The organism is Undibacterium sp. Xuan67W (assembly GCF_049340165.1).
Classification (GTDB): Bacteria; Pseudomonadota; Gammaproteobacteria; order Burkholderiales; family Burkholderiaceae_D; genus Undibacterium.
In genome coordinates, this window is sequence record NZ_JBMPPN010000031.1 from 1 (window position 1) to 22,513 (window position 22,513).

Genomic DNA, 22,513 nt, shown 5'->3' on the forward strand with positions numbered 1-22,513 from the left:
CTCGGCCTGCTTGAGGATGGCGATGATCTGACTGTCGGTGTAACGGGAAGGCTTCATGCAGAACTTTCAAAAATCATATTTAGAAAATTCTACTCATTTCAACGCTTGTTTGCAGGGGGGATTACCCTCTCATCGTTGCGCAAAGCTCCGAGAAAAGAATCGAGGCAATAATAAAATGAGGCTTGATTCTTGATATTTTTTATAAAAACAGAGCAATCTTTTGGAAACTAAAATAGGGATTGAATCTGCGTTTCTCCTGATCTTTGCATTAGACCTTGCATGCAATTTGCAAAAGCAACTCTGGATAGCAGATCAAAAATTCTAATAAACACGATTCGATAGTAGTTTTAAACGTTCATATCAACCGAAAGGTTTCTCGATGAAGCTACTTATAGTACTGGCTGCAATTTGTGCCTATTCCCTCCCACACCAAACACGGGCTGCAGACGTCACAGTTCATCTAAAGCTTGTGTCGCTGCAAGAGCTAGAGGTTATCTATAGCCTGCCTGAAAAGTGTGATGCTGTTCCATTTCTAAACCAAGAAACCTTACCGACGTTTGGCACTGAGATTCGTTCGGCGTGGCAACCACTTGATGATTGTGGCACCGCCAATGGGACAACTCTCATAAAGAAGAATAAAACATGCTCAGCAGTCCGTTTCCGAGTTCCCGCATCAATCAAGGTTTTTGATCGCGTCTCACCTGGCTCTTTTCCAATAGGAGATGGACTATATGTACATACCACTAGCTATGCTATCAGTGACAGCTGTGGCTCAGTTGGGTACAAATTTTCGGCATCAGGAGATATCGCTTTTAAAGGGAAAGTTTACCGAAATTCTGCGTCTTATGATGAGTTCGACGGACAATATTTGGCAGCAATATTATTGCAAAAAAAGATTTTATCGAATGATGGTGCTATCAGTTATTTCGATCCCGCTCTGGGAATAGAGAACATTCAACTTCTGCAAGATATTATCGATCAATCGATGGCCTTTTATCGCCTCGCATTGCCAGACCTTCATTTTCGCAAACCGATTTTGGTAGCAACGGGACCAAAAGATGGTGGCGATCCTTATTATTGGGGAGATGCTGGTGATGTGTTGCGTCTAGCGTTATATAACTGGCCTCAACATCCAACAGGAGATGTCAACCAACATCTAAAAAGGTTTGTATGGCATGAACTTGCGCATCGCTTTCAACCACATTCAGCAGATTCAAATATGCAAACCGAACCATTTATTTCAGAGGGTGGTGCCGATTATCTGCGTTGGATCGCGAGTATAAAAACTAAATGGGTTACCCCTGAAGATGCCGCCAAAGAGATTAATAGCGCAATTTCCAATTGTGTATTTAAAGCGGAAAATTTCAGTTGGAAAACACTACCTGAAAAACTCACACGCAGTGGATCGATACCTTACGAATGTGGATTGGCACTGCATGTTATGGGCCTTGCAATTCGCCAGAACAACGTTAGTCCGCTACAGCAAATTAATGACTACTACTCTGCACTTGAAACTGGGACGCCAATTAGCTTCGAGCAAGCGATAGAATGCGGAAAAGAAAAAAATTGCACGCCTAAGTGGCTACCCAAACTACTCGGTAACCAAACCATATCAGAGGCCTGGTCAGACTTTTTTGCAAACACGCAGTTGGCAAAGGTTACTCCTCCAGCACCAGAACAATTCGCCAATATTCGACGCATGGCATTTGCTAACCTGATGCAGGAAGATTGTCATGGCAATATTAGCTTTTACCAAGATCCTGATATGTTCCGAGTTGGCGCCATTCAAGACTGTAGCGTCTTACGCGAAGGCATGCAGATCAAGCAGATAGAGGGTAAAGATTTTTTCGGCACATCGCTGCACGTCGAAGAGATGAATCTAGCTTGTCAATCGCGCGGCAATATATCTTTGGGCATGCAAAATGGTGAAACGATTATTGTTCCATGTAAAAGCATCTACAAGATACCGACGTTTTATTCAGTTGACATGAAGCGCTTGATGCAGAAATTAGAACTGTGACTCGAAGAGACTTATCCGGGCTTATATACAACAAATGCCGCACATTGCTAAATTATCTCTCAAGTTACTCTCCTGCAAGAGCAGAACGCTTGATTCAAGGGCTGCTCATGGAGTGAGTGAAAAGTCGAGTGAAATCGTGCACGAATCGCTCTCTGACAGAGGCATCATCGATAAAAAATGTCTCGATATGATTATCGAGGCTGCAAACTAACACTGCTTGTCGCATGTATTTGTAAGCTGACCCAAATCCATAATACGTAAAAAAATCACTGTATTTTTTGCCTTTTAAACAAGTTAAAAAATTTAATACTCCCCTATAGTACCCTTCAATTCATGCCTTTATCCGCACTATTTACTTAGTGATTTTAAAATACTCCCTCTATTTTTACTGATTTAAACAAAACATGATGATGCACTTGCTGACGCTGGCAAAAGTCTGTGCCACACTAGCAACATGACACTCACAGAATTAAAATACATCGTTGCAGTAGCCCGCCAAAAGCACTTTGGCCATGCGGCCGAAGCTTGTTTTGTCGCGCAGCCGACCTTGTCCGTCGCCATTAAAAAACTCGAAGAAGAACTGGGAGTCACTATTTTTGAACGCGGCGGTACGGAGGTCTCGACGACACCACTGGGTGCGCAGATTGTTGCCCAGGCCGAGCGCGTCCTGGAACAAACCGCGGCCATCAAAGAAATCGCCAAACAGAATAAAGATCCGCTGGCTGGTCCATTCCGTCTCGGCGTGATTTACACAATAGGACCGTATTTATTGCCCACGCTGGTCAAGACCATGATCAGGCAAGTGCCGCAAATGCCGCTGATATTGCAAGAAAATTTCACTGTCAAATTGATGGAATTATTGCGTCAGGGTGAACTGGACGCCGCGATCATGGCATTGCCCTTACCCGATCAAGGCATGATGGTACAAGCACTCTACGATGAGCCTTTTGTGGTTGCCACGCCGCGCGATCATATCTGGGCCGACCGTACCGAAGTCTCTACCGAGGAACTGAAATCCGAAACGATGCTCCTGCTCGGTAATGGCCACTGCTTCCGGGATCAGGTGCTCGAAGTCTGCCCGGAAATGGCACGCTTCTCCACTGCGGGCGACGGCATTGCGCGCAGCTTTGAAGGCTCGTCTTTAGAAACGATCCGTCATATGGTCGCCTCCGGTATCGGCATCACTGTTCTACCAATGGCATCGGTACCTGATCTGGATACCAAAGACGGCATGTTGCGCTATCTCCCTTTCAGTGCGCCCGTGCCCAACCGTCGCGTGGTGATCGCATGGCGCAAGAGCTTTACCCGCCAGGCGGCAATCGAGGCGATCCGGCAAGCCGTACTGGCTTGCGATTTGCCTGGCGTGTCGATGCTTGACGAAGCGGCCAGCGCACAATAATCTTTGCATTTGATTGTCGATATTCGGCCTGAGTCTACGTATTAACCAGGTATTGACCGGACATCATTCAACCATCAATCAAGCACTGGTTAAGCACTCCTAAAACATGAATCAGACGTCCGGTATACAAAAGAAAAATACAAAACTAAGCTTCTGCTAACTCAAGGATCAACGGCATCTGATTCGCATGAAATTTCTTTTTTTCTATTCGCTCAATAGCTGAAACTCATGGCCTGGCTCATCTTATTCATCGCTGGTTTGCTTGAAGTCGTGTGGGCGATCGGACTGAAATACACCGACAATTTTTCTCGCCTGTGGCCATCAATAGGGACAATTGCCGCAATGGCTGCCAGCGTCTGGCTTCTTTCCATCGCGATGAAAACTCTACCGGTCGGAACCGCCTATGCCGTATGGACAGGCATTGGTGCGTTTGGCACTGTCATTCTGGGCATCATCTTGTTTGGTGATCCAGCGACGGCAACGCGTCTGATCTGCATGGGGCTGATTATCGCCGGCATCGCTGGCCTGAAATTCTTATAGTTTTTTGCAGCGGATACCATCAATGTCATCGATTTTATTAAGCACTGCACGTCTGGACTTGCACACTTTGACGCCTGAGGATGCTCCGGTGCTGCAAGATTTTTTAGTAAGGAACCGCGCGCACCTCGCGCCATGGGAGCCGGTCAGAGACGAAAGTTTTTTTAGCTTGGAGCAATGTCAGCAAAGGCTCACCAGCAACTGGCTCAGCATAGAATCAGGACAAGCCGTGTTCCTTGCCATTTTTAAAAAAAATGACTCAACAATGATCGGCGCCTGTAACTTCAACAACATCGTGCATGGTATTTTTCAAGCCTGTCATCTCGGCTACGCAGTGGCAGCACAGTGCGAGGGCCAGGGCTATATGACCTAGGCTCTGCAAGCAGCGATTCAACATATGTTCACTCAACAAGGTTTGCACCGTATCATGGCAAACCATATGCCGGAAAATAAGCGCAGCGCTGCCGTTCTGCAAAGATTAGGCTTCGAACGCGAGGGGCTGGCAAAATCGTATTTGAAAATCAATGGCGTCTGGCGCGATCATGTGTTGAACTCTTTGGTGAATAATCAAGATTGATACGATATCGATTGCTGGATATACGCTAATTACATACTGATTGATAGATTACTCTACTACTCTGCAGATTTAATTATTTCTACCAACGCAGGAATTAGATGCTGACAGCGAGTGAAATGTAAAAAATAGTTAATTTTATTGTGCATTTTTATCATTTTTTGTTGCATCATATTGCATTGACGCAATCCTTATTGGAATACGACAATTTGACGCACGCAGGCTCAAATAGAATCGTGCATGCACCAATTACTTATTGACCCATCCATTCAATGAAATCATTTAAATTAATCGCTCTGACTATCGCCGTCTCATCCACACTCGTTGCATGCGGCGGCGGTGGAGGCGGCAGTGACGCAGTCACCCCCACCCCTGTTTCGACAGCACTTCCATCTTCGGCAAGTCTGGCGAATCTTTGTGCCGCCCCGAGGGCAAATACGGCAGATAGGCAAGGTAGTAACGACAACGAGAAAGCGTATCTGCGTTCTTTTGTTGATGAAACCTATCTTTGGTATAAGGATGTACCAGCCAGTTTAATTGCAGCTAATTACAGCACACCGCAAAAATATTTTGACGCGCTAAAAACACCGGCAAAAACGGCATCAGGTAAAGATGTTGATCAATTTCACTGGTCACAATCAACTGAGTCCTGGAACCAGGCGTCATCAGGAATTGCCCAGGATTACGGTATTCAATGGGCGACGCAAGCCAGCACACCTCCACGCAATTGGATCGTCGCTGAAATAGCGCCGGGGTCTCCTGCAGCGCTGGCCGGTGTTAAACGCGGCGACAAATTAACCTCCGTTGACGGCGTCGATTTCGCTGCTGGCGATCCAGTTGCCCTGAACAACGGACTATTTCCAAGCAGCGTGAGCGCCCACACGTTTGGCTTTAACGGTGCAGCCGCCGTAAGCCTGACACCCGCCCTGATCACAACAGTCACAGTACAAAATGTAAAAACGATCCCCACAGCAACCGGTACGGTTGGATATTTTACGTTTGATACCCACATCGCCAAATCAGAGAGTGAGTTGATTGCCGCCATCAATCAATTGAAGGCGGCCAACGTCACTGATCTTGTGCTGGATTTACGCTATAACGGTGGTGGCCTGTTGTATATTGCCAGTGAGTTGGCTTATATGATCGCGGGGCCAGACAGCACCAAAGGTAAGATTTTTGAGCGCCTGACCTACAACGACAAATTAACGGCTCAGAACCAAACCTACCCTTTTTATAGCACAGGCACCACCCAGATTCTGCCTTATCTGGGCTTGAAAAAGGTCACTATCCTGACGACTCATGGCACCGCGTCCGCCAGTGAATCCATTATCAATAGCCTGCGTGGTGTTGATGTGACAGTAAATCTGATTGGCGATACGACACGTGGCAAACCTTACGGATTCGTCCCGCAAGATAACTGTGGCACGACTTACTTCTCGATTCAATTTAAAGGTGTGAATGACAAACAATTTGGTGATTATGCCGATGGTTTTGACGTCACTTGCAAAGCGGCCGACGATTTTAGTCATTTGCGCGGTGACCCGTCAGAAACTATGCTGGCAACAGCTTTAGCATATCGCACTAGCGGAAGTTGTCCGGTAAGCGCGACTGCTCGTGCATCGGGCGGCAACACGGAACTGCCATACACTTTGGTGCGTCCGGCAACCCAAGAAATGCGCATACTGAAAGCGATGCCAAGATAATGAAATCACATTGGAAGATCAGCATATCCTTGTCTTGCCTGTTATTAGGAGCATGCCAAATGCCTGCCGCAAAAGCTGAAAAAGACGCCTTGCTGACGAACCCGGGAATAGAGGCAAAGCAAGAATTAACGACGCTGATTGCCAGCCTGACAGGTTATTCCTCGGTCATGTTATCTGACAAAGATTTAACAGAGACCAGTTATTTGACGATAGAACGAAATCATCAATCAGATAATAAAGGGAACCTGCTGCAAGGTAGAGATATCGAAATGCCGCATCGTTTCCAGTTAATTTTACAAGATCAGGCTTGTTGGCTGGTATATCAAAACACTGGCCAACGCAGTTTGTTATCGAAGGCGCAATGCAAAGCGAAATAAAGTATTTTGAGAATTAAATTGACCCCCGTCATTGATATGCCGGGGGTTTTATTTAATTGGATGCTGCAATGCATCGCTATTTGTTCATCAACTGGATTTGTTGATTTTTTAGAAAATCAGGATTGTCCATAACGTTAAGAACAACGGCTGCATCTCTGAACCTGCACGGATGCTGGTCAAATTGGTTCGTGCGACTATCCTCCCGATCTTGGGGATATGGTTGAAATTCAGCATCGGGTTGAACTTGCCCCCATTCTTTGAACCTCATAACGCTATACTCTGACTTTTTTTACCGACCTCTTTGTGATGACATATTCGGATGTCAAATGCATCTCCATCACACGCAGAAAGTACTGCCATCATGTCACTTCGTCTTGTCTACACGATCTTTTGTGTGCTGGTTTTATTGGCATCCTCTGCTGCGTCTAAAGCACAAACTCAATCTGAAGCTCAAACTGAACTCGCCACTCGGACGGTATCCCCTAGTCCGGCGCAAACACACCAACCAAAGGTTGCGCTGGTGCTATCGGGTGGTGGTGCAAGAGGATTTGCACATATCGGCGTGCTACGTGCTTTACGCGCACAACGTGTGCCTGTTGATATCGTCGTTGGCACCAGTATGGGAGCGGTAGTTGGCGGCGCTTATGCCGCAGGACGCTCTATTGGTGAGCTCGAGCAAATCGTCCGCGATACGGCTTGGGATCGAGTACTGGCTGACCGGCCAGCGCGCTACGACCTGGATTTCCGGCGTAAAGAAGAAGACGTATTATTGCCGTCACGGATAGAACTTGCCGTCACAAAAAACGGATTTTCTTTACCTCCCGCTGCTGCGGGTAATGCCGCACTGGAGCATGCACTGACCCGTCTGCTGCCGCAAGGAATGCGCGACCGGCCGATCAATCAGCTTGGTCTACCGTTTCGCTCAGTCGCTTCAGATTTACTAACGGGAGAGTTAGTCGAGATGCGCGATACACCTCTGTTCCTGAGCATGCGCGCCTCGCTGGCGGTACCGGGAGTTTTTGCTCCCGTGCGCTTACATCAGCGCCTGGTCGTCGACGGCGGACTAGTGAGTAATTTGCCCGTGGAGCTGGCGCGGGCGATGGGTGCTGATGTGGTGATCGCAGTCAATGTAGGCACACCTTTGGCGAAAGAGAGTGAAATCAGCAGCGCTTTCGGTGTTGCACAACAAATGCTTCAAATTTTGACCGAGCAAAATGTACAGCGCTCGATCAAAGAGTTATCCAGTAAAGATATTTTGATCGCCCCAGATTTATCTGGCATTAGCTTTCTGGATTTTGGACAGCATGAACGAGCAATCAAGGCGGGGGAAACTGCGACGCTCGCTATGTCAGATAAGCTGAAACATCTCAGCGTCAGTGCTGAGCAATACGCGGTGATAGATCAGCACAGACTGGAAGCCAGCAATGATGGGCAAGGTGGTACGAAACCTTTACCCATCGCTAAAATCGATATCCAGGGAAATCAATACATCAATCCTGCTACTTTGGTCACACAAACGGGATTGCAAAAAGGTCAGTCACTAACATCAGACCAGATTCGCCAGGCCACTACACGTTTGTATGGCCGCGGTGATATCGATAATATCGAAACCGACATCACTGATATCGACGGCCTGAGAAATGTCGTGATCAAACCGACAGAATCGAAATCGAGTCGTAATCGATTACGCTTTGGCTTGGAATTAGCCAGCGATTTTTCGGACGACAATCGCTTTGCGTTGAGCATGATGCATGTTGCCTCCTCGTTAAATAGCTATGGAGCGGAATTACGTACCGTCGCAAAACTCGGCAGTCAAAGACAATTCGGCACACAACTATGGCAACCATTAGGAGATAGCTCACCCTGGTACCTTGCGCCATCAGTGGAATTTGGTGGTACAGCGATTGATCTGTTCCAGCAAGGCAAAAAGGTATTCCGTGTGAATGCGCAGAACAGCAGCGGCACGATCGTCCTCGGGAGGCAATTTGATAACTGGGGCGATTTGCAAATCGGTGTCAGCCGTCGTTTCGGTAAATACAATGTCATCCTTCCAGAGACGTCAGAAGCACCGAGCGCCCGCTATTACGATACGACGCAATTCGTACAGTTCCGCATCGACACACTCGATTCGTTGGCCTTTCCTGTTCGGGGTAATCTTGTCACCGCCTTATGGGAGCGCTCACCAAGCAAAGGGCTTGGAGAACCCTCACTGGCGCGTTCGTCTCTGACAGGCTTGTCAGCATTTCAGGCGGGTGACTGGGCTGGTCATATCTATGGTGAATGGTCACGCTCACAACGCGGCCTGGCACCTAGTAGTCTCGGCGGTTTTTTACGCTTATCAGGGACGACGGCGGATTCACTGGATGGTAATTCTGTTCTGCTGGGACGCGTGGTCGTCGCTCGCCGCGTCGGTGATATGCCAACGACTGTGGGCGGGGCAATTCGAGTAGGATTTTCAGCGGAACTGGGTGGTGGCTTTGGTACCGATCAGGCACTGCGATTCGGTAATCTGAAGCAAGCGGGCAGTGCCTTTATTTCCATGGATACCCGTTTTGGCCCTCTGTACTTTGGTGCCGGTGCAACACGCGGCGGCAACTCAACTGCCTACCTTTTCCTGGGGCCGGTCTGGTAAAAAATATGGCGGATCTCTATCGAGCATCTATTTAGCCGCAACTTTAGACATAGCAATCGTATGAACACGGCCTGCGGTGCTTGCCTCCTGGCGACGCAGCGCCGTAAAGGCTGAGAACTCCCAGGAGCGAAATCCTAGCAGCAGCGTAAAACCATCGCGCTCTTCAGCTTGCAGCCGGCGATCATCCTGATGCAGGCGCGCCAGCTCGGCAACCAGTTGCTGGATTTTTTGTACTACCTCCTGCGCGCTGCCAGATGATAAACGGGCTGGTACACAGAGCACAGTTTCACCGTAACCGTCAAATCGTCCGTCGAAAAAATCACTGACAACGTGTTCGCGGAAATACGCCTGCACCGGTCCATCAGGACGCCAGTGAAAAGCGCTGGATACATTCAGGCGATAGCGATTATGCGGACGTAGTTCGATCAGCTCCAGGCGATCCAGTGCGACCAGATGCAACACACACTCGGCCTCGGACAAATGGTAAGTCTCAACAATTTGCTCCAGTGTCCAATGACCGAGACAACAAATTGCAACCAGCAATAACTTAGGGTCCGCCATCAGCGAACGCTCTTGCGCCAGACTCAGATTATCGGAATGCGGTGTGACATCTGCCGCTTGCCGCAACACGTCTTCCAGCGCGATCCCCGCGGCTTTGCAGATGGATGCGAGCCGTGATAAAGCCATGTCCTTTTGCGCAAACATACGCTTCATGCTGGACTCGCTCATGCCTATGCGTTCCGCCAATACCTTATAGGTGACACCGGCAGCACGTAACTCGGTGCGCAGCACTTGCAAGACTAATTCTGGTGAACTCATGATTACCCTATTTCAGTTCAATTTTGATAAATAGTACCGCAAATCAGTACCAAAAATTCCAAATATCAGGTCTTCGAACAATTTTCTGGTACGTCACCATAATTTTTGCAACACTGCGCTCCAAGGTCGGGCAGCACTCAATACGGCGACGACCGCGGTTCATTTTTTGGGTGCAGCATAAATCCTGCTCTCCACATTTCACTTCTATTGAGGCTCTTATGTTCAAAATAAAATCTTTCCTGATGGCGGCAATTGCAACAGTGTTTACCGGTACCGTGGCGACCAGTGCAATGGCTGCCGACAATATTCCGACTCAGGCAGAGACCTATGCAGGTATTAATTTCGCGGCACAAGCCAAATACGATCTCAGTTGTCTGGGTACCAGCAGCTGTGACACCAAGGCAAAATCCAGCGGTAAAATTTATGCAGGCTATATGGCTGCGCCAACGATGTTTGAAGGGGTCAATGTGTCTCAGGGTGCAGAGCTAATGTATTACAAAGTTGGCAGCGCGGTATCGACCTATCCGTCCACCTTATCAACAGCGAGTCCAGAGACAGTCTTACGCAGCACAGAAGGATTAGGCGCCTCCTACGTTCTGCAAGCAAACTTCAATGACTTCTCCCTGAACGGCCGTGCAGGTATTGCCTATACCCGCAACAAAACAAATTATTCTGATATTAGCGGTACCGCAACTGACAAAGCATTCATCGTCCCGGTATTTGGTTTGGGTGTGCGTTATTCACTGGCAAAAAATATCACCTTGAACGCTGATTATGACCGCTTACCAAATAAATTTGGCGGCGACAAAGGTGTTATCAACATGCTGTCGCTGGGCGTGGGCTACAAGTTCTAAAAGCAGCTTTACGATGTGAAAAACTATCCCGCCTTCATCGGCATCCAGATTCGCTGCGGCAGGATAGTTTTGTTATTACACATTTTTTGCACAATTTTGTACTAAGTCACGATCATTAATGTCTGTCATTCACTGAGATTCAACTGACATTCATGAGCGCTGTTGATGGAGAGTATCTGATGCATACCATGACAAAATTCACACTGTACTCACTGATAGGCAGCATCGCTGTTCTTGCCTTCGCAGTGGGATTATTCGCCGCTAAATTAAGCGCTCACCATCACGATAGCCGGACTAAAATCAAGGCCTCGTTTGATGTGACAAACAGTATTAAAACCGATGACAAAGATAAAGAAGGCAAGTCAGTGCAGCGTTACCGGATTTTGACCTGAACACAATCAGGTCAAGTAAACTAGCCTAGCCGCTTCTTCGTTGTCCCATCAAACCAATGCATGGTATCTGCGGCAAAGCCAGCACTGGTGCGCTGACCAGCCTGAACCGGCGTGCCGACGGGTGTACGAATAACCACGGCCTGCCCACCACATTGGCCGTGTACAAGTAAGTCAGCTCCCAGACTTTCTACCAGTTCAACATCGAATGGCAATCCCGGCATTCCTATAAACAAATGCTCAGGCCGAACTCCAAGAATTAGTTCTCTGCTCGCAATCCGTTCTGCCTCAGCCTGCAATACCGGCAAATTGACAATCGTATTTCCCCACAGCATCTGACGGCCATCTTCACTGATGTTGCCCGTGATTAAATTCATCGGTGGCGACCCGATAAAACTGGCGACAAACGTGGTCGCGGGCTGACTATACACTTCTGCCGGTGTCCCGATCTGTTCGGCAACGCCAGCATTCATGACGATCATGCGCTGACCTAAAGTCATTGCCTCGACCTGATCGTGTGTGACATACAAACTTGTTGTCCCTAGCGTGCGGTGAAGTTTCTGTATTTCTAAACGCATCTGCACACGCAACTTCGCGTCAAGATTCGACAAAGGCTCATCAAATAAAAATACTGCAGGCTCGCGTACAATCGCCCGTCCCATCGCGACTCGCTGACGCTGGCCGCCCGACAATTGGCGCGGAGTTCTTTCTAACAGCTCAGCCAGCTCTAAAATCTTGGCGGCTTTTTGTACCCGCAGCTCAATATCCGCCTTAGAAAAACCGCGTATCTTCAAACCGTATGCCATGTTTTGATACACCGTCATATGCGGATACAAAGCATAGTTCTGGAACACCATCGCGATATCTCTATCCTTCGGTTCCAGCTCATTCACAACGCGATCACCGATGATCACATCACCTTCAGAAATTTCCTCCAGACCGGCGACCATGCGCAGCAAGGTTGATTTACCACAGCCCGATGGCCCCACCATCACAATGAATTCACCGTGCGCAATATCAATCGAAATACCGTGAATGACAGCAATCGACTTATCACCTTTCCCATAGGTTTTTTTAACGTTTTTTAAGTGAACTTGTGCCATATCTCGTTATCGTTAAATTACTCTCGAATTGTTTTTGACTAATTTTCGGCTTATTCACGAATATCACTGCGGACTTCTATTTTTCAGAATCAACCAAGCCTTTTACAAACCATTTTTGCATGATCACAATCACCAGGCCTGGCGGCAACATGGCGAGCAGCAAGGTCGCCATGACCAGATTCCATTCGACCGCCGCATCACCACCCGCAATCATACGTTTGATACCAATGCCAATCGGGTACATGCTCTGCTCTGTCGATACCAACAACGGCCAAAGATATTGATTCCAGCCATAAATAAACATAATGACAAACAAGGCAATCAGATTAGTCCGTGACAATGGCCATAACACGTCTTTAAAAAAACGCAGCGGGCCTGCGCCGTCTATCCTTGCGGCTTCCGCCAACTCTTCTGGCGCCGTCAGAAAAAACTGTCGGAATAAAAAAGTCGCCGTCGCCGACGCAATTAAGGGAACCGTCAAACCTGCGTAAGAATTCAACATCGACAAATCCGACACGACTTTATAGGTAGGCGAAATACGCACTTCAACCGGCAACATTAAGGTGACGAAAATCATCCAAAAAAACAAAGTGCGTCCCGGAAAACGAAAATATACAAGTGCAAATGCAGACAACATTGAAATCGATATTTTGCCAAACGCAATCAATAGCGCCGAGACCAGACTCACCCACATCATACGAGCGACAGGGCTGGTCGCAACATTACCGGACGCTCCCGAATTTAATACCGCCGACAGGTTATGGAATAACTGATCACCGGGAATCAATGACATCGGCGCCAAGGCAGACTGCTCTGCTGTCTGACTACTCGCAACCAGTGCAACATAAATAGGAAATGCAACGAATGCCACGCCCAGTATCAACACCAGATGGCTGAAGAAATCCAATAAAGGACGGCGCTCTATCATGAGTACTGCACTTTCTTTTCAACATATTTAAACTGAATGACCGTCAGGACGATCACGATCGTCATCAGTATCACGGATTGCGCGGCAGCGCTACCTAGATCACCGCCTTTGAAGCCATCATTAAAGACCCGGTAAACAAGAATTTCGGTATCTTTACCCGGGCCACCTTGCGTAGTCGCCTCAACAATCGCAAAGGTATCAAAAAATGCATATACGATATTTACAACCAGCAAAAAAAACGAGGTCGGTGACAGCAACGGAAACACAATCGTGGCAAACCGTTTCACTGGTCCGGCACCGTCAATGGCAGCTGCCTCGATCAAAGATTTGGGAATCGACTGCAGACCCGCCAGGAAGAACAGGAAGTTATAACTAATCTGTTTCCAGACTGCAGCGAGAACAACCAGAATCATCGCATGCTGGCCATTGAGGAGACTATCCCATTCGATCCCAAAATTACGCAGCGCATGGGCGAGTATGCCCAGTGTCGGGTTTAGCAAAAACATCCAGAGTACGCCGACCACTACCGGAGAAACTGCATAAGGCCAGATCAGGAAGGTTTTATAAATCGCAGCGCCTTTGACGACACGATCAGCAAATACAGCCAGCACCAGCGAAATACTCAGTCCCAGGCTCGCAACGAGAACTGAGAACAGGGCAGTCGTTTTAAACGACGCCAGATAACTGGGATCTGCAAATAAAATATTGAAATTATCAACCCAGACAAATTGCGTAGACATGCCAAAGGCATCCTGGAGCAAAACAGATTGATATAAAGCCTGCACTGCTGGCCAGAAAAAAAACAATATCGTAATAATGATCTGCGGCGCAACCAGCACATAAGGCAGCCAAGCGGAGCGAAATCGGGCGCGTTTTTCCAAACTGCATCCTATAAAAAAGTTTTACTCAAATTAAAAATGTCGGCTTAATAACGCTCCTAAAAACAGGAGTTTACTGATCCAGTTTTGGCCAAATTTTTGTAACTATGATGGGGATGAACTTAAAGAACATTATAGGAATTCCCTGCATTGCCCCGAAAATAAGCAATGCTGTAGCAAGTTGGGCTCGCATATGATGAACGGGTATAAATTCTCTTATAGACAAATAGCACAATAAAGTCAGAATGATTCCAATTGCCTAGACCAATATTAAGAACCATTTTTTTGACTCTAATATCATTGACATCCCTTTTTATTTATTCGCTTTTTCGAAACGCTCTAACAAATCATTACCGCGTGCAACGGCTGCATCCAGAGCATCCTTTGCGGTTTTTTTACCGGCCCAGACGGACTCCAGCTCTTCGTCCATGATGGTGCGGATCTGGACAAAATTACCGAGACGGATACCACGCGATTTTTCTGTAGTTTTGACGATCATTTGCTGTACAGCGACATTCGGACCCGGCGTTTTATCATAAAAACCCGATTTTTTTGTCAGCTCATAAGCGGCATTGGTAATAGGCAGATAGCCGGTTTCCTGATGCCATTTCGCTTGCACTTCCGGTTGCGACAGGAATTTATAAAACTTCGCAACGCCTTTGTACTCATCGTTCTTTTTACCGCTCATGGTCCACAGTGACGCGCCGCCGATGATGGTATTTTGCGGCGCACCTGTAGCATCTGAGTAGTACGGCAGCGGTGCGACTGCAAATTTGAATTTGGCATTTTTGCTGACATTCCCATAAGCAGAACTCGATGAGGTCAGCATGCCACATTCGCCTGAATAGAATTTTGCTTCGGGCTCGTTCTTGCGTCCGGCATAGGTGAAGTAACCTTGCTTCGCCCAATTCGCCATGTTTTCAATATGCTTTACATGCAAGGGACTATTGAATTTCAAGCGCGCGTCCAGTCCGCCAAAACCATTACCTTTCGACGCAAACTCTACATTGTGCCAGGCAGAGAAACTTTCCAGATGTACCCAGGTCTGCCAGCCAGTCGTGAAACCACACTTCTCGCCGTTTGCCTTTAGGCGGGCCGCAGCGGCGACAACTTCCTGCCAGGTTGACGGTGCCTTGTTGGGATCCATGCCTGCTTTGGCGAACATATCCTTGTTGTAATAGAACACCGTCGTTGAACTATTAAATGGAAAGGAGACCATCTCCCCTTTCGGCGAGGTGTAATAACCGGCAACGGCAGGAATATATACCGAGGCGTCGAATTTTTCTCCTGCGAGCTTCATGACTTCCGAGACCGGCTTGATCGCGCCTTTGGAATACATCATGGTTGCAGTACCGACCTCAAATACTTGCAAGACATGTGGTGCATTACCTGCCCGATAAGCCGCAATGGCAGCGGCCATTGCTTCGTCATAACTACCTTTGTAAACCGCGACTACCTTATAGTCAGACTGACTTTTATTAAACTGTTCAGCCAGTCCGTTGACCCGCTCACCCAAAGCGCCTGTCATCGAATGCCACCAGCTGATCTCCGTCACCGCATAGGCAGAACTGGAGAACGCACTCATTGCCAGGAGCGCTAAGGCAGCGCTGTATTTGGCACTGCATGTTAATTTTGTAGAGGTGAATTTCATGGATGTCTCACTTTATGATTATTCTGAACCGGCTTATCAATTTTTTAGAGCATATCGGGCAGTTTTAGCTGCTCTTATTTTACGGATGAATTATGACGACTGCGCTACGATAGCATTGTCAGTGTTGCCATGTATAGATAGCCCTTATAATTTCATTTTTTAGTGCTGCTTTTTATGCTGCTTTTTTCGCTTGTGAAGAATCTGCCTCTGAGCAACGGCACGCACAACCATAAAAATAGAAACGCATGATATTTCAACGAGCCCAACTGTATTTTCAGCTAGTCCGCCTTGATAAGCCGATAGGTATCTTGCTTTTGCTATGGCCGACACTCGCCGCGCTCTGGATTGCCTCGGATGGTCAACCCGACTGGCGCTTAGTTCTGATTTTTACTGCAGGCACGGTGCTGATGCGCTCTGCCGGATGCGCAATCAACGACTTTGCTGACCGTGATTTTGATAAACACGTCAAACGTACGGCCGAGCGCCCTATTACCAGCGGAAAAATTGCCGGGTGGGAAGCCGTGATGGTAGCGGTGCTACTGTCCCTGATCTCTTTTTTTCTGATCCTGCCTTTGAATACGCTGACCAGACAACTCTCGGTGCTGGCGGTAGTGATCGCAGCTAGCTATCCTTATTTCAAACGGTTTTTTGCGATACCGCAGGCTTACCTCGGTATTGCGTTTGGCTTCGGTATTCCGATGGGATTTGCTGCAATTCAAAACACCGTGCCGGCGATTGCATGGATCTTGCTGATCGCGAATATTTTCTGGGCAGTTGCGTATGACACAGAATATGCGATGGTCGACAGAGATGATGATCTTAAGATCGGTATCCGCACCTCGGCCATTACTTTCGGCAACTATGACGTGCTGGCAGTCATGCTGTGCTACCTGATTAGTTTTACCCTGATTCTGTTTGTCGGCTGGCAGCAGGGACTGCGCTATTACTTCCTTACGGGACTGATGATTGCCTGCGCATTCGCGGCCTATCACTACAATTTAATCCGCAATAGAGAGCGCATGGCTTGTTTTAAGGCGTTTCGCCACAATAACTGGATAGGAGCGGCTATTTTTGCTGGTATCGCACTGGACTATGCATTAAAGTAATTTGCAGGAGGCCTGCGCAGCCGCTCAGAAACTTACTTAGCGATGATTTGATTTCTCGCAAACCTAGACCTAAAGCAATTCCCTACACTGTCTTTAGCAATTGTTCCAATTTACTCTTGAAAGGAAACACCATGAGCTCAGCCGAACAACATAAAGAAAAATTGATGCACGATTTAAATCAGGTCATCAGGGATGCAGAAGATCTATTGAAAAATTCCGAGCAGCAAGCTGGTGAGGGCTACAAGTCAGCAAAAGCCCGGTTTGAGCACACTTTAAAAAATGCTAAAGCCGAAGTCACACGCTTAGAAGAAGCCGTCGTCACCAAAGCAAAAGACGCAGCCCATGCAACGGACGTCTATGTCAAAGAAAATCCATGGCAGTCTGCCGGTATCGCGGCAGGCGTAGGCTTGCTGGTCGGACTGCTTATCGGTCGCAAATAAGCGATGGCCATCGTTGATTCCGTAGCCCGTTTAGCCGCCACGCTGATTGGTATTCTGCATACCCGGCTGGAATTAATTTCGGTGGAGGTAGAGGAAGAGCTCACTCGTTTTTCCTCTTACTTATTGTGGTCGCTGGTCGCTTTGTTTTGTGCCGGTGTTGCAGTTTTGTTGCTGATATTGCTCTTGATCGCCGCCTTCTGGGACAGCTACCGTATGGCGGTTTTGCTCTCTCTGCTGGCAGTATTTTCAGGTGCGGCGATTGGCCTTGGATGGTGGTTACGTCAAAATATGCTGACCAAACCCAGATTATTAGCCAGTACCTTGGCAGAGCTGCGTAAAGATGCATCCGCTTTGCGCGATAGCAGCGCAACAGATGAATCACTCTGATCGCCATGCCTAAACTGAGCCAACAACTCGCAGAACGCCGCCGGCAACTACTGGCTCAGACTCAGGTTCAGCGCGAAGTAATCGCCGGCCATGGACAACAGATCAGGCGATCCCTGCAATTTGCGGATCTCGGTCTGCAGGTTGTGAAGCAAATCAAAAAGCAGCCCGCGTTAGGGATTGGTTTTGCAGTTGCGACGCTGATCGTCAAGCCTCGCCGTATGTGGCGGCTACTCAAAACAGGACTGATTGCCTGGAATATCTGGCAAAACCTCGCGCCTGTTTTGAAAAATTCGAACCAACCTAAGCAAGATTAAAGCTAAAACATCATCAGCTCTGAGCCCCGTACTCATCCCCCAATTCCTTACCGCGGGCGGCAGCGGCTTTGACTGCTTGCATGATTGCTGTCTTCACACCATGTGCCTCCATACTGCTTAGTGCCGCATAAGTTGTACCGCCTTTAGACGTCACTTTCTCACGTAACACCGCAACGGAGTCTGTTGATTTCAAAGCGAGCTGAGTCGCACCGTCAAAGGTCGCCATTGCCAATTGCATCGCCTGCTCTGCCGGTAACCCCAATTCCAGCGCGGCCTGCTGCATCGCCTCGATAAAATAAAATACATAGGCTGGACCACTCCCGGAAACAGCAGTCACCGCATCAATCAAAGATTCATCATCCAGCCACACTGTCGATCCCACGGCTTGCATAATGTGATCGGCAGCCTCTCTTTGCTCAGGCGAGACACTGCTGGTCGCATACAAACCCGTCACACCTTTACCAATCAGTGCGGGCGTATTCGGCATGCTACGGACAATTTTGTGATAGCCTAACCAGCGAGCGATATCCACCGAGCGGATACCTGCGGCGATAGACAGGATCAATTGGGCGGACACATAAGGCACAAGCGCTTCTGCGACTTGTCTGAGCTGCTGGGGCTTTACCGATAAAACGATGATGTCGGCCTTTTCAATGCTGGTATCAATCTGCAATGCCGTACTGACACCGAACTGCTTAGCCAGTTTATCAAGCGATTCCTGATAAGGATCTACCACATGCACATACTCTGGCGCGGTTACTTCAGGTAATAAACCACCGATCAGGGCCGTGGCCATGTTGCCGCCACCGATAAATGCTATTTTCAATTTATTTTGCATATGCTCTTTTTCCAAAAATTGCCGATCCTATCCGCACCATCGTGCTGCCCTCGGCAATCGCCGCGTGTCTGTCAGCACTCATGCCCATCGATAATGTATCTAAAGTGATTCCTGAGGGGAGCAAAGCAGCCTGAATTTTTTCCTGTAGCTCACGCAATTCGCGAAACGGCTGGTGCTGACGCGACTCATCCTCCGTCGCCTCAGGTACCGCCATCAGCCCGCGCAGGCGTAAGTGCGGCAATTGTGCAATATGCTGCGCCAGTGCGAGTGCTTCTTCTGGCATGACGCCACTTTTACTTGCTTCACGACTGATATTCACTTGCAGACAAATATTCAAGGGAGGTTTGCCCGCAGGACGCTGCTCCGACAAGCGATTGGCAATTTTATCTCGGTCAACAGAGTGTACCCAATCAAATTGCTCGGCAATCTGGCGAGTCTTGTTACTTTGAATCGGCCCGATAAAGTGCCATTCAAGCAACAAATCCGGTCTCAGGCTGCGCACCAGCTGCATTTTATCCAGTGCTTCCTGTAGGTAATTCTCGCCAAAGGCGCTCTGCCCGGTGCTGGCAGCATCAATAACCGCCTGAGCATCAAAAGTCTTAGAAACGGCGAGCAGCGCAATCCCCTGAGGATCGCGACCGCAGGCTAAGGCAGCGGCACGTAAATCATCACGCACGGCTTGCAAGTTGCTTGATATTAAGGACATAATCGAGATACTTGATTTTGCAACATAGCTGGGACCGGATTCAGGCAAAAAGTCCCGCCAGGATTGCATAAGTTGTAGGTTGATCAGTGCGATTGCATCAGAGTTCTGTGCACGCCACCGCAAATCATTTCATCACCGGAATTATAAATGGACATTTCAGAACTCCTCGCGTTCTCCGTAAAGAACAACGCATCCGACTTACATCTGTCATCTGGCTTACCGCCTATGATACGTGTGCATGGTGACGTGCGTCGCATTAATTTGCCACCTCTTGAGCATAAAGATGTCCATGGTTTGATCTACGACATTATGAATGACTCACAGCGTAAAGCCTATGAAGAAACGCTGGAGTGCGATTTCTCGTTTTCCATCCCGGGTCTGGCACGTTTCCGTGTGAATGCATTTAACCAGGAACGTGGCGCAGCCGCTGTAATGCGTACCATTCCATCCAAAATTCTCAGTCTGGAACAGTTAAATACACCCCGCATCTTTGCTGAGCTCTCGCTCAAGCCAAGGGGTCTGGTGCTGGTAACAGGACCAACCGGCTCCGGTAAATCCACTACGCTGGCAGCGATGGTGAATCACGTCAATGAAAATGAATACGGTCATATTCTGACGGTCGAAGATCCTATCGAATTTGTCCATGAGTCAAAAAAATGCCTGATCAACCAACGTGAAGTCGGGCCTCATACGATGTCATTCAACAATGCGCTGCGCTCAGCGCTGCGTGAAGATCCTGACGTTATTCTGGTCGGTGAGTTACGTGATCTGGAGACTATCCGCCTCGCCCTGACTGCCGCCGAAACCGGCCACCTTGTGTTTGGTACCCTGCACACCTCGTCTGCTGCTAAAACTATTGATCGTATCGTCGACGTATTTCCGGCAGAAGAAAAAGAAATGGTACGTTCAATGTTGTCTGAGTCATTGCAAGCCGTTATTTCGCAAACCCTGCTCAAGACCAAAGACGGTACAGGCCGGGTCGCGGCACATGAGATTATGCTTGGTACACCCGCGATCCGTAACCTGATCCGCGAAGCGAAAATTGCACAGATGTATTCCTCTATCCAGACCGGTAGCAATATGGGCATGCAAACTCTGGATCAAAACCTGACAGAACTGGTCAAGCGCAATGTCATCTCTGTCGGAACCGCAAGAGCAGCAGCAAAAACACCGGATAACTTCCCTGGCTAATCGTCAGAAAAGCCTCCGGCTAATCAGTTTGAATTAAGGACGTACTACGATGGAACGCGATCAGGCTACCAAATTTATGCATGATTTACTGCGCTTGATGCTCAGTAAAAATGGCTCCGATTTATTTATCACCGCAGAGTTTCCTCCTGCTTTCAAAATCGATGGCAAGGTCACACCGGTATCGAATCAGCCGCTGACATCGGCGCATACCATTGATTTGGCACGTGCGATCATGAACGACAAGCAAGCGGCTGAATTCGAATCAACCAAAGAATGTAACTTTGCGATCAACCCCGCGGGGATGGGACGTTTTCGTGTTTCTGCGTTTATGCAACAAGGCCGGGTAGGTCTGGTGCTGCGTACGATTACGACAGCGATCCCGACTATGGAAGAACTTGGCTTGCCCGTTCATCTGAAAGACGTCGCCATGACCAAGCGCGGCCTGGTCATCATGGTCGGCGCAACTGGTTCTGGTAAATCAACCTCTCTGGCGGCAATGCTGGGCTATCGCAATGCGAATAGCTACGGTCACATCATTACGATTGAAGATCCGATTGAGTATGTGCATCCGCACGGCAACTGCATCATCACGCAACGTGAAATCGGTATCGATACCGAAGACTGGGGTGCCGCGCTGAAAAACTCTTTGCGCCAAGCACCGGATGTGATTCAGATCGGTGAGATCCGTGACCGTGAGACCATGGATTTTGCGATTGCGTTTGCAGAAACCGGCCATCTTTGCCTGGCGACCCTGCATGCAAACAGCTCCAACCAGGCGCTGGATCGTATTATCAACTTCTTCCCGGAAGAACGTCGTGCGCAATTGCTGATGGATTTGTCATTGAACTTGAAAGCTGTTATTTCTCAACGCCTGATCCCACTACGTGGCAAAAAGGGGCGCTGCGCAGCGATTGAAATTATGCTGAACTCGCCCTTAGTCTCTGACCTGATCTTCAAAGGAGATGTTCACGAGATTAAAGAGATCATGAAAAAATCTCGCGAAATCGGTATGCAAACTTTTGACCAGGCGCTATTTGATCTGCACGAAGCCGATCTAATCACGTACGAAGATGCTTTACGCAATGCCGACTCCGTCAATGAATTGCGTCTGGCAATTATGCTCAAAGGTAAAGAAGCTAAAAACCGTGACCTCAGCGCAGGCACATCACATTTAGGAATTGTATGAGCGCACTCGACTTTAATGCAGATAACCTGCAAGGCCAGCCTGTAGATCTGAAACAATACCAGGGCAAAGTGCTGCTAATCGTGAATACTGCCAGCAATTGCGGCTTCACTCCACAATACAAAGGACTGGAAGCCGTCTATCAGCAGTTTCGCGACAAAGGCGTCGAAGTGCTCGGTTTCCCTTGTAACCAGTTCGGCCACCAGGAACCCGGTACAGCCGATGAAATAGGCTCATTTTGCGAGAAGAATTATGGCGTGACCTTTCCGCTATTTGCCAAAATTGATGTCAATGGCAAAGACGCTCATCCGCTATATCAATACCTGAAATCAAAAGCCCCGGGATTGCTCGGTAGTGAAGCAATCAAATGGAACTTTACTAAATTTTTGATCAAAAAAGACGGTACCGTTTTTAATCGATATGCGCCGCTAACAACACCGGCCGAACTGGTGGCAGATATAGAAAAACTGCTGTCCGAATAAAC

The 22,513-nt window shown here is 48.2% G+C and carries 22 protein-coding genes and 1 pseudogene; 16 read left to right on the plus strand and 7 right to left on the minus strand.

Going from position 1 to position 22,513, the window contains the following annotated elements; translation table 11 throughout:
- Positions 1–379: 379 nt before the first annotated feature.
- The 7 genes and pseudogenes from ACO0LE_RS18745 (at position 380) to ACO0LE_RS18775 (ending at position 9,242) form a co-directional block, all read left to right on the plus strand.
- Positions 380–2,020: a hypothetical protein gene (locus tag ACO0LE_RS18745; protein WP_422961855.1), complete on the plus strand. Its 1,641-nt coding sequence runs from the start codon at positions 380–382 to the stop codon at positions 2,018–2,020.
- 454 nt (positions 2,021–2,474) lie between these two features.
- Positions 2,475–3,419 carry a hydrogen peroxide-inducible genes activator gene (locus ACO0LE_RS18750; RefSeq protein WP_422961856.1) on the plus strand — a complete coding sequence of 315 codons (945 nt, stop codon included), beginning with the start codon at positions 2,475–2,477 and terminating at the stop codon, positions 3,417–3,419.
- 228 nt (positions 3,420–3,647) lie between these two features.
- A complete protein-coding gene (gene sugE / locus ACO0LE_RS18755; protein ID WP_422961857.1) occupies positions 3,648–3,959 on the plus strand; it encodes a quaternary ammonium compound efflux SMR transporter SugE in 312 nt (103 codons plus the stop codon).
- A gap of 22 nt (positions 3,960–3,981) precedes the next feature.
- A pseudogene (locus ACO0LE_RS18760) lies at positions 3,982–4,533 on the plus strand (GNAT family N-acetyltransferase).
- Between the two features lie 269 nt (positions 4,534–4,802).
- Positions 4,803–6,233, plus strand: coding sequence for a S41 family peptidase (locus tag ACO0LE_RS18765; RefSeq protein WP_422961858.1), 1,431 nt, complete (start codon positions 4,803–4,805; stop codon positions 6,231–6,233).
- Between the two features lie 59 nt (positions 6,234–6,292).
- Positions 6,293–6,610 carry a hypothetical protein gene (locus tag ACO0LE_RS18770; protein ID WP_422961859.1) on the plus strand — a complete coding sequence of 106 codons (318 nt, stop codon included), beginning with the start codon at positions 6,293–6,295 and terminating at the stop codon, positions 6,608–6,610.
- Between the two features lie 361 nt (positions 6,611–6,971).
- A complete protein-coding gene (locus ACO0LE_RS18775) occupies positions 6,972–9,242 on the plus strand; it encodes a patatin-like phospholipase family protein (RefSeq protein ID WP_422961860.1) in 2,271 nt (756 codons plus the stop codon).
- 27 nt (positions 9,243–9,269) lie between these two features.
- Here the strand turns inward: ACO0LE_RS18775 and ACO0LE_RS18780 are convergent, their stop codons facing one another.
- Positions 9,270–10,061, minus strand: a complete 792-nt coding sequence (locus ACO0LE_RS18780) for a helix-turn-helix domain-containing protein (RefSeq protein WP_422961861.1) — start codon at positions 10,059–10,061, stop codon at positions 9,270–9,272.
- Positions 10,062–10,279: 218 nt separating this feature from the next.
- Here ACO0LE_RS18780 and ACO0LE_RS18785 point away from each other — a divergent pair, with 218 nt between their 5' ends.
- Positions 10,280–10,915, plus strand: a complete 636-nt coding sequence (locus ACO0LE_RS18785; RefSeq protein WP_422961862.1) for an outer membrane beta-barrel protein — start codon at positions 10,280–10,282, stop codon at positions 10,913–10,915.
- 179 nt (positions 10,916–11,094) lie between these two features.
- On the plus strand, positions 11,095–11,307 hold the full coding sequence (locus ACO0LE_RS18790; RefSeq protein WP_422961863.1) for a hypothetical protein: 213 nt from the start codon (positions 11,095–11,097) through the stop codon (positions 11,305–11,307).
- A 20-nt stretch (positions 11,308–11,327) separates the two neighbouring features.
- On the opposite strand, the gene ACO0LE_RS18795 is transcribed toward ACO0LE_RS18790, so the two are convergent.
- The 4 genes from ACO0LE_RS18795 to ugpB form a co-directional block, all read right to left on the minus strand.
- Positions 11,328–12,407, minus strand: coding sequence for a sn-glycerol-3-phosphate import ATP-binding protein UgpC (locus tag ACO0LE_RS18795; protein ID WP_422961864.1), 1,080 nt, complete (start codon positions 12,405–12,407; stop codon positions 11,328–11,330).
- Between the two features lie 76 nt (positions 12,408–12,483).
- Positions 12,484–13,335, minus strand: coding sequence for a sn-glycerol-3-phosphate ABC transporter permease UgpE (ugpE, locus tag ACO0LE_RS18800; protein ID WP_422961865.1), 852 nt, complete (start codon positions 13,333–13,335; stop codon positions 12,484–12,486).
- Positions 13,332–14,216, minus strand: a complete 885-nt coding sequence (gene ugpA, locus ACO0LE_RS18805) for a sn-glycerol-3-phosphate ABC transporter permease UgpA (RefSeq protein WP_422961866.1) — start codon at positions 14,214–14,216, stop codon at positions 13,332–13,334. The genes ugpE and ugpA overlap by 4 nt, the downstream gene beginning before the upstream one ends.
- Positions 14,217–14,526: 310 nt before the next feature.
- Entirely contained in the window at positions 14,527–15,864 is a 1,338-nt protein-coding gene (ugpB, locus tag ACO0LE_RS18810; protein WP_422961867.1) for a sn-glycerol-3-phosphate ABC transporter substrate-binding protein UgpB, read from the minus strand.
- Between the two features lie 245 nt (positions 15,865–16,109).
- Between ugpB and ubiA the strand changes: the two genes are divergently transcribed.
- The 4 genes from ubiA to ACO0LE_RS18830 all read left to right on the plus strand — a co-directional run bounded on the left by ubiA (position 16,110) and on the right by ACO0LE_RS18830 (position 18,111).
- Positions 16,110–16,970, plus strand: coding sequence for a 4-hydroxybenzoate octaprenyltransferase (gene ubiA, locus ACO0LE_RS18815; RefSeq protein ID WP_422961868.1), 861 nt, complete (start codon positions 16,110–16,112; stop codon positions 16,968–16,970).
- Positions 16,971–17,101: 131 nt separating this feature from the next.
- The gene (locus ACO0LE_RS18820) at positions 17,102–17,410 is read left to right on the plus strand and encodes a DUF883 family protein (RefSeq protein WP_422955612.1); all 309 of its coding nucleotides are present in this window, start codon (positions 17,102–17,104) and stop codon (positions 17,408–17,410) included.
- A gap of 3 nt (positions 17,411–17,413) precedes the next feature.
- Positions 17,414–17,797, plus strand: a complete 384-nt coding sequence (locus ACO0LE_RS18825) for a phage holin family protein (RefSeq protein WP_422961869.1) — start codon at positions 17,414–17,416, stop codon at positions 17,795–17,797.
- 5 nt (positions 17,798–17,802) lie between these two features.
- A complete protein-coding gene (locus ACO0LE_RS18830; protein ID WP_422961870.1) occupies positions 17,803–18,111 on the plus strand; it encodes a YqjK-like family protein in 309 nt (102 codons plus the stop codon).
- Positions 18,112–18,124: 13 nt separating this feature from the next.
- Here ACO0LE_RS18830 and proC read toward each other — a convergent pair whose 3' ends face one another.
- Together proC and ACO0LE_RS18840 are read right to left on the minus strand one after the other, a co-directional pair.
- Complete coding sequence (proC, locus tag ACO0LE_RS18835) at positions 18,125–18,949, minus strand: pyrroline-5-carboxylate reductase (RefSeq protein WP_422961871.1); 825 nt, start codon at positions 18,947–18,949, stop codon at positions 18,125–18,127.
- Positions 18,939–19,655, minus strand: a complete 717-nt coding sequence (locus tag ACO0LE_RS18840) for a YggS family pyridoxal phosphate-dependent enzyme (RefSeq protein WP_422961872.1) — start codon at positions 19,653–19,655, stop codon at positions 18,939–18,941. The genes proC and ACO0LE_RS18840 overlap by 11 nt, the downstream gene beginning before the upstream one ends.
- 147 nt (positions 19,656–19,802) lie before the next feature.
- On the opposite strand from ACO0LE_RS18840, the gene ACO0LE_RS18845 reads away from it, so the two are divergent.
- Genes ACO0LE_RS18845 through ACO0LE_RS18855 form a run of 3 tightly spaced genes read left to right on the plus strand, consistent with a single transcriptional unit; the run spans position 19,803 to position 22,511 of the window.
- Positions 19,803–20,846, plus strand: a complete 1,044-nt coding sequence (locus ACO0LE_RS18845; protein ID WP_422961873.1) for a type IV pilus twitching motility protein PilT — start codon at positions 19,803–19,805, stop codon at positions 20,844–20,846.
- A 49-nt stretch (positions 20,847–20,895) separates the two neighbouring features.
- The gene (locus ACO0LE_RS18850; RefSeq protein WP_422961874.1) at positions 20,896–22,032 is read left to right on the plus strand and encodes a PilT/PilU family type 4a pilus ATPase; all 1,137 of its coding nucleotides are present in this window, start codon (positions 20,896–20,898) and stop codon (positions 22,030–22,032) included.
- A complete protein-coding gene (locus ACO0LE_RS18855; protein ID WP_422961875.1) occupies positions 22,029–22,511 on the plus strand; it encodes a glutathione peroxidase in 483 nt (160 codons plus the stop codon). Before ACO0LE_RS18850 ends, ACO0LE_RS18855 begins: the two co-directional genes overlap by 4 nt.
- Positions 22,512–22,513 lie beyond the last annotated feature (2 nt).

Excerpts from the sequence above, each read along its gene's own strand:
- ACO0LE_RS18745 (WP_422961855.1), top strand. The coding sequence starts at position 380 with ATGAAGCTACTTATAGTACTGGCTGCAATTTGTGCCTATTCCCTCCCA.
- ACO0LE_RS18750 (WP_422961856.1), top strand. The coding sequence starts at position 2,475 with ATGACACTCACAGAATTAAAATACATCGTTGCAGTAGCCCGCCAAAAG.
- sugE (WP_422961857.1), top strand. The coding sequence starts at position 3,648 with ATGGCCTGGCTCATCTTATTCATCGCTGGTTTGCTTGAAGTCGTGTGG.
- ACO0LE_RS18765 (WP_422961858.1), top strand. The coding sequence starts at position 4,803 with ATGAAATCATTTAAATTAATCGCTCTGACTATCGCCGTCTCATCCACA.
- ACO0LE_RS18770 (WP_422961859.1), top strand. The coding sequence starts at position 6,293 with ATGCCTGCCGCAAAAGCTGAAAAAGACGCCTTGCTGACGAACCCGGGA.
- ACO0LE_RS18775 (WP_422961860.1), top strand. The coding sequence starts at position 6,972 with ATGTCACTTCGTCTTGTCTACACGATCTTTTGTGTGCTGGTTTTATTG.
- ACO0LE_RS18780 (WP_422961861.1), bottom strand. The coding sequence starts at position 10,061 with ATGAGTTCACCAGAATTAGTCTTGCAAGTGCTGCGCACCGAGTTACGT.
- ACO0LE_RS18785 (WP_422961862.1), top strand. The coding sequence starts at position 10,280 with ATGTTCAAAATAAAATCTTTCCTGATGGCGGCAATTGCAACAGTGTTT.
- ACO0LE_RS18790 (WP_422961863.1), top strand. The coding sequence starts at position 11,095 with ATGCATACCATGACAAAATTCACACTGTACTCACTGATAGGCAGCATC.
- ACO0LE_RS18795 (WP_422961864.1), bottom strand. The coding sequence starts at position 12,407 with ATGGCACAAGTTCACTTAAAAAACGTTAAAAAAACCTATGGGAAAGGT.
- ugpE (WP_422961865.1), bottom strand. The coding sequence starts at position 13,335 with ATGATAGAGCGCCGTCCTTTATTGGATTTCTTCAGCCATCTGGTGTTG.
- ugpB (WP_422961867.1), bottom strand. The coding sequence starts at position 15,864 with ATGAAATTCACCTCTACAAAATTAACATGCAGTGCCAAATACAGCGCT.
- ubiA (WP_422961868.1), top strand. The coding sequence starts at position 16,110 with ATGATATTTCAACGAGCCCAACTGTATTTTCAGCTAGTCCGCCTTGAT.
- ACO0LE_RS18820 (WP_422955612.1), top strand. The coding sequence starts at position 17,102 with ATGAGCTCAGCCGAACAACATAAAGAAAAATTGATGCACGATTTAAAT.
- ACO0LE_RS18825 (WP_422961869.1), top strand. The coding sequence starts at position 17,414 with ATGGCCATCGTTGATTCCGTAGCCCGTTTAGCCGCCACGCTGATTGGT.
- ACO0LE_RS18830 (WP_422961870.1), top strand. The coding sequence starts at position 17,803 with ATGCCTAAACTGAGCCAACAACTCGCAGAACGCCGCCGGCAACTACTG.
- proC (WP_422961871.1), bottom strand. The coding sequence starts at position 18,949 with ATGCAAAATAAATTGAAAATAGCATTTATCGGTGGCGGCAACATGGCC.
- ACO0LE_RS18840 (WP_422961872.1), bottom strand. The coding sequence starts at position 19,655 with ATGTCCTTAATATCAAGCAACTTGCAAGCCGTGCGTGATGATTTACGT.
- ACO0LE_RS18845 (WP_422961873.1), top strand. The coding sequence starts at position 19,803 with ATGGACATTTCAGAACTCCTCGCGTTCTCCGTAAAGAACAACGCATCC.
- ACO0LE_RS18850 (WP_422961874.1), top strand. The coding sequence starts at position 20,896 with ATGGAACGCGATCAGGCTACCAAATTTATGCATGATTTACTGCGCTTG.
- ACO0LE_RS18855 (WP_422961875.1), top strand. The coding sequence starts at position 22,029 with ATGAGCGCACTCGACTTTAATGCAGATAACCTGCAAGGCCAGCCTGTA.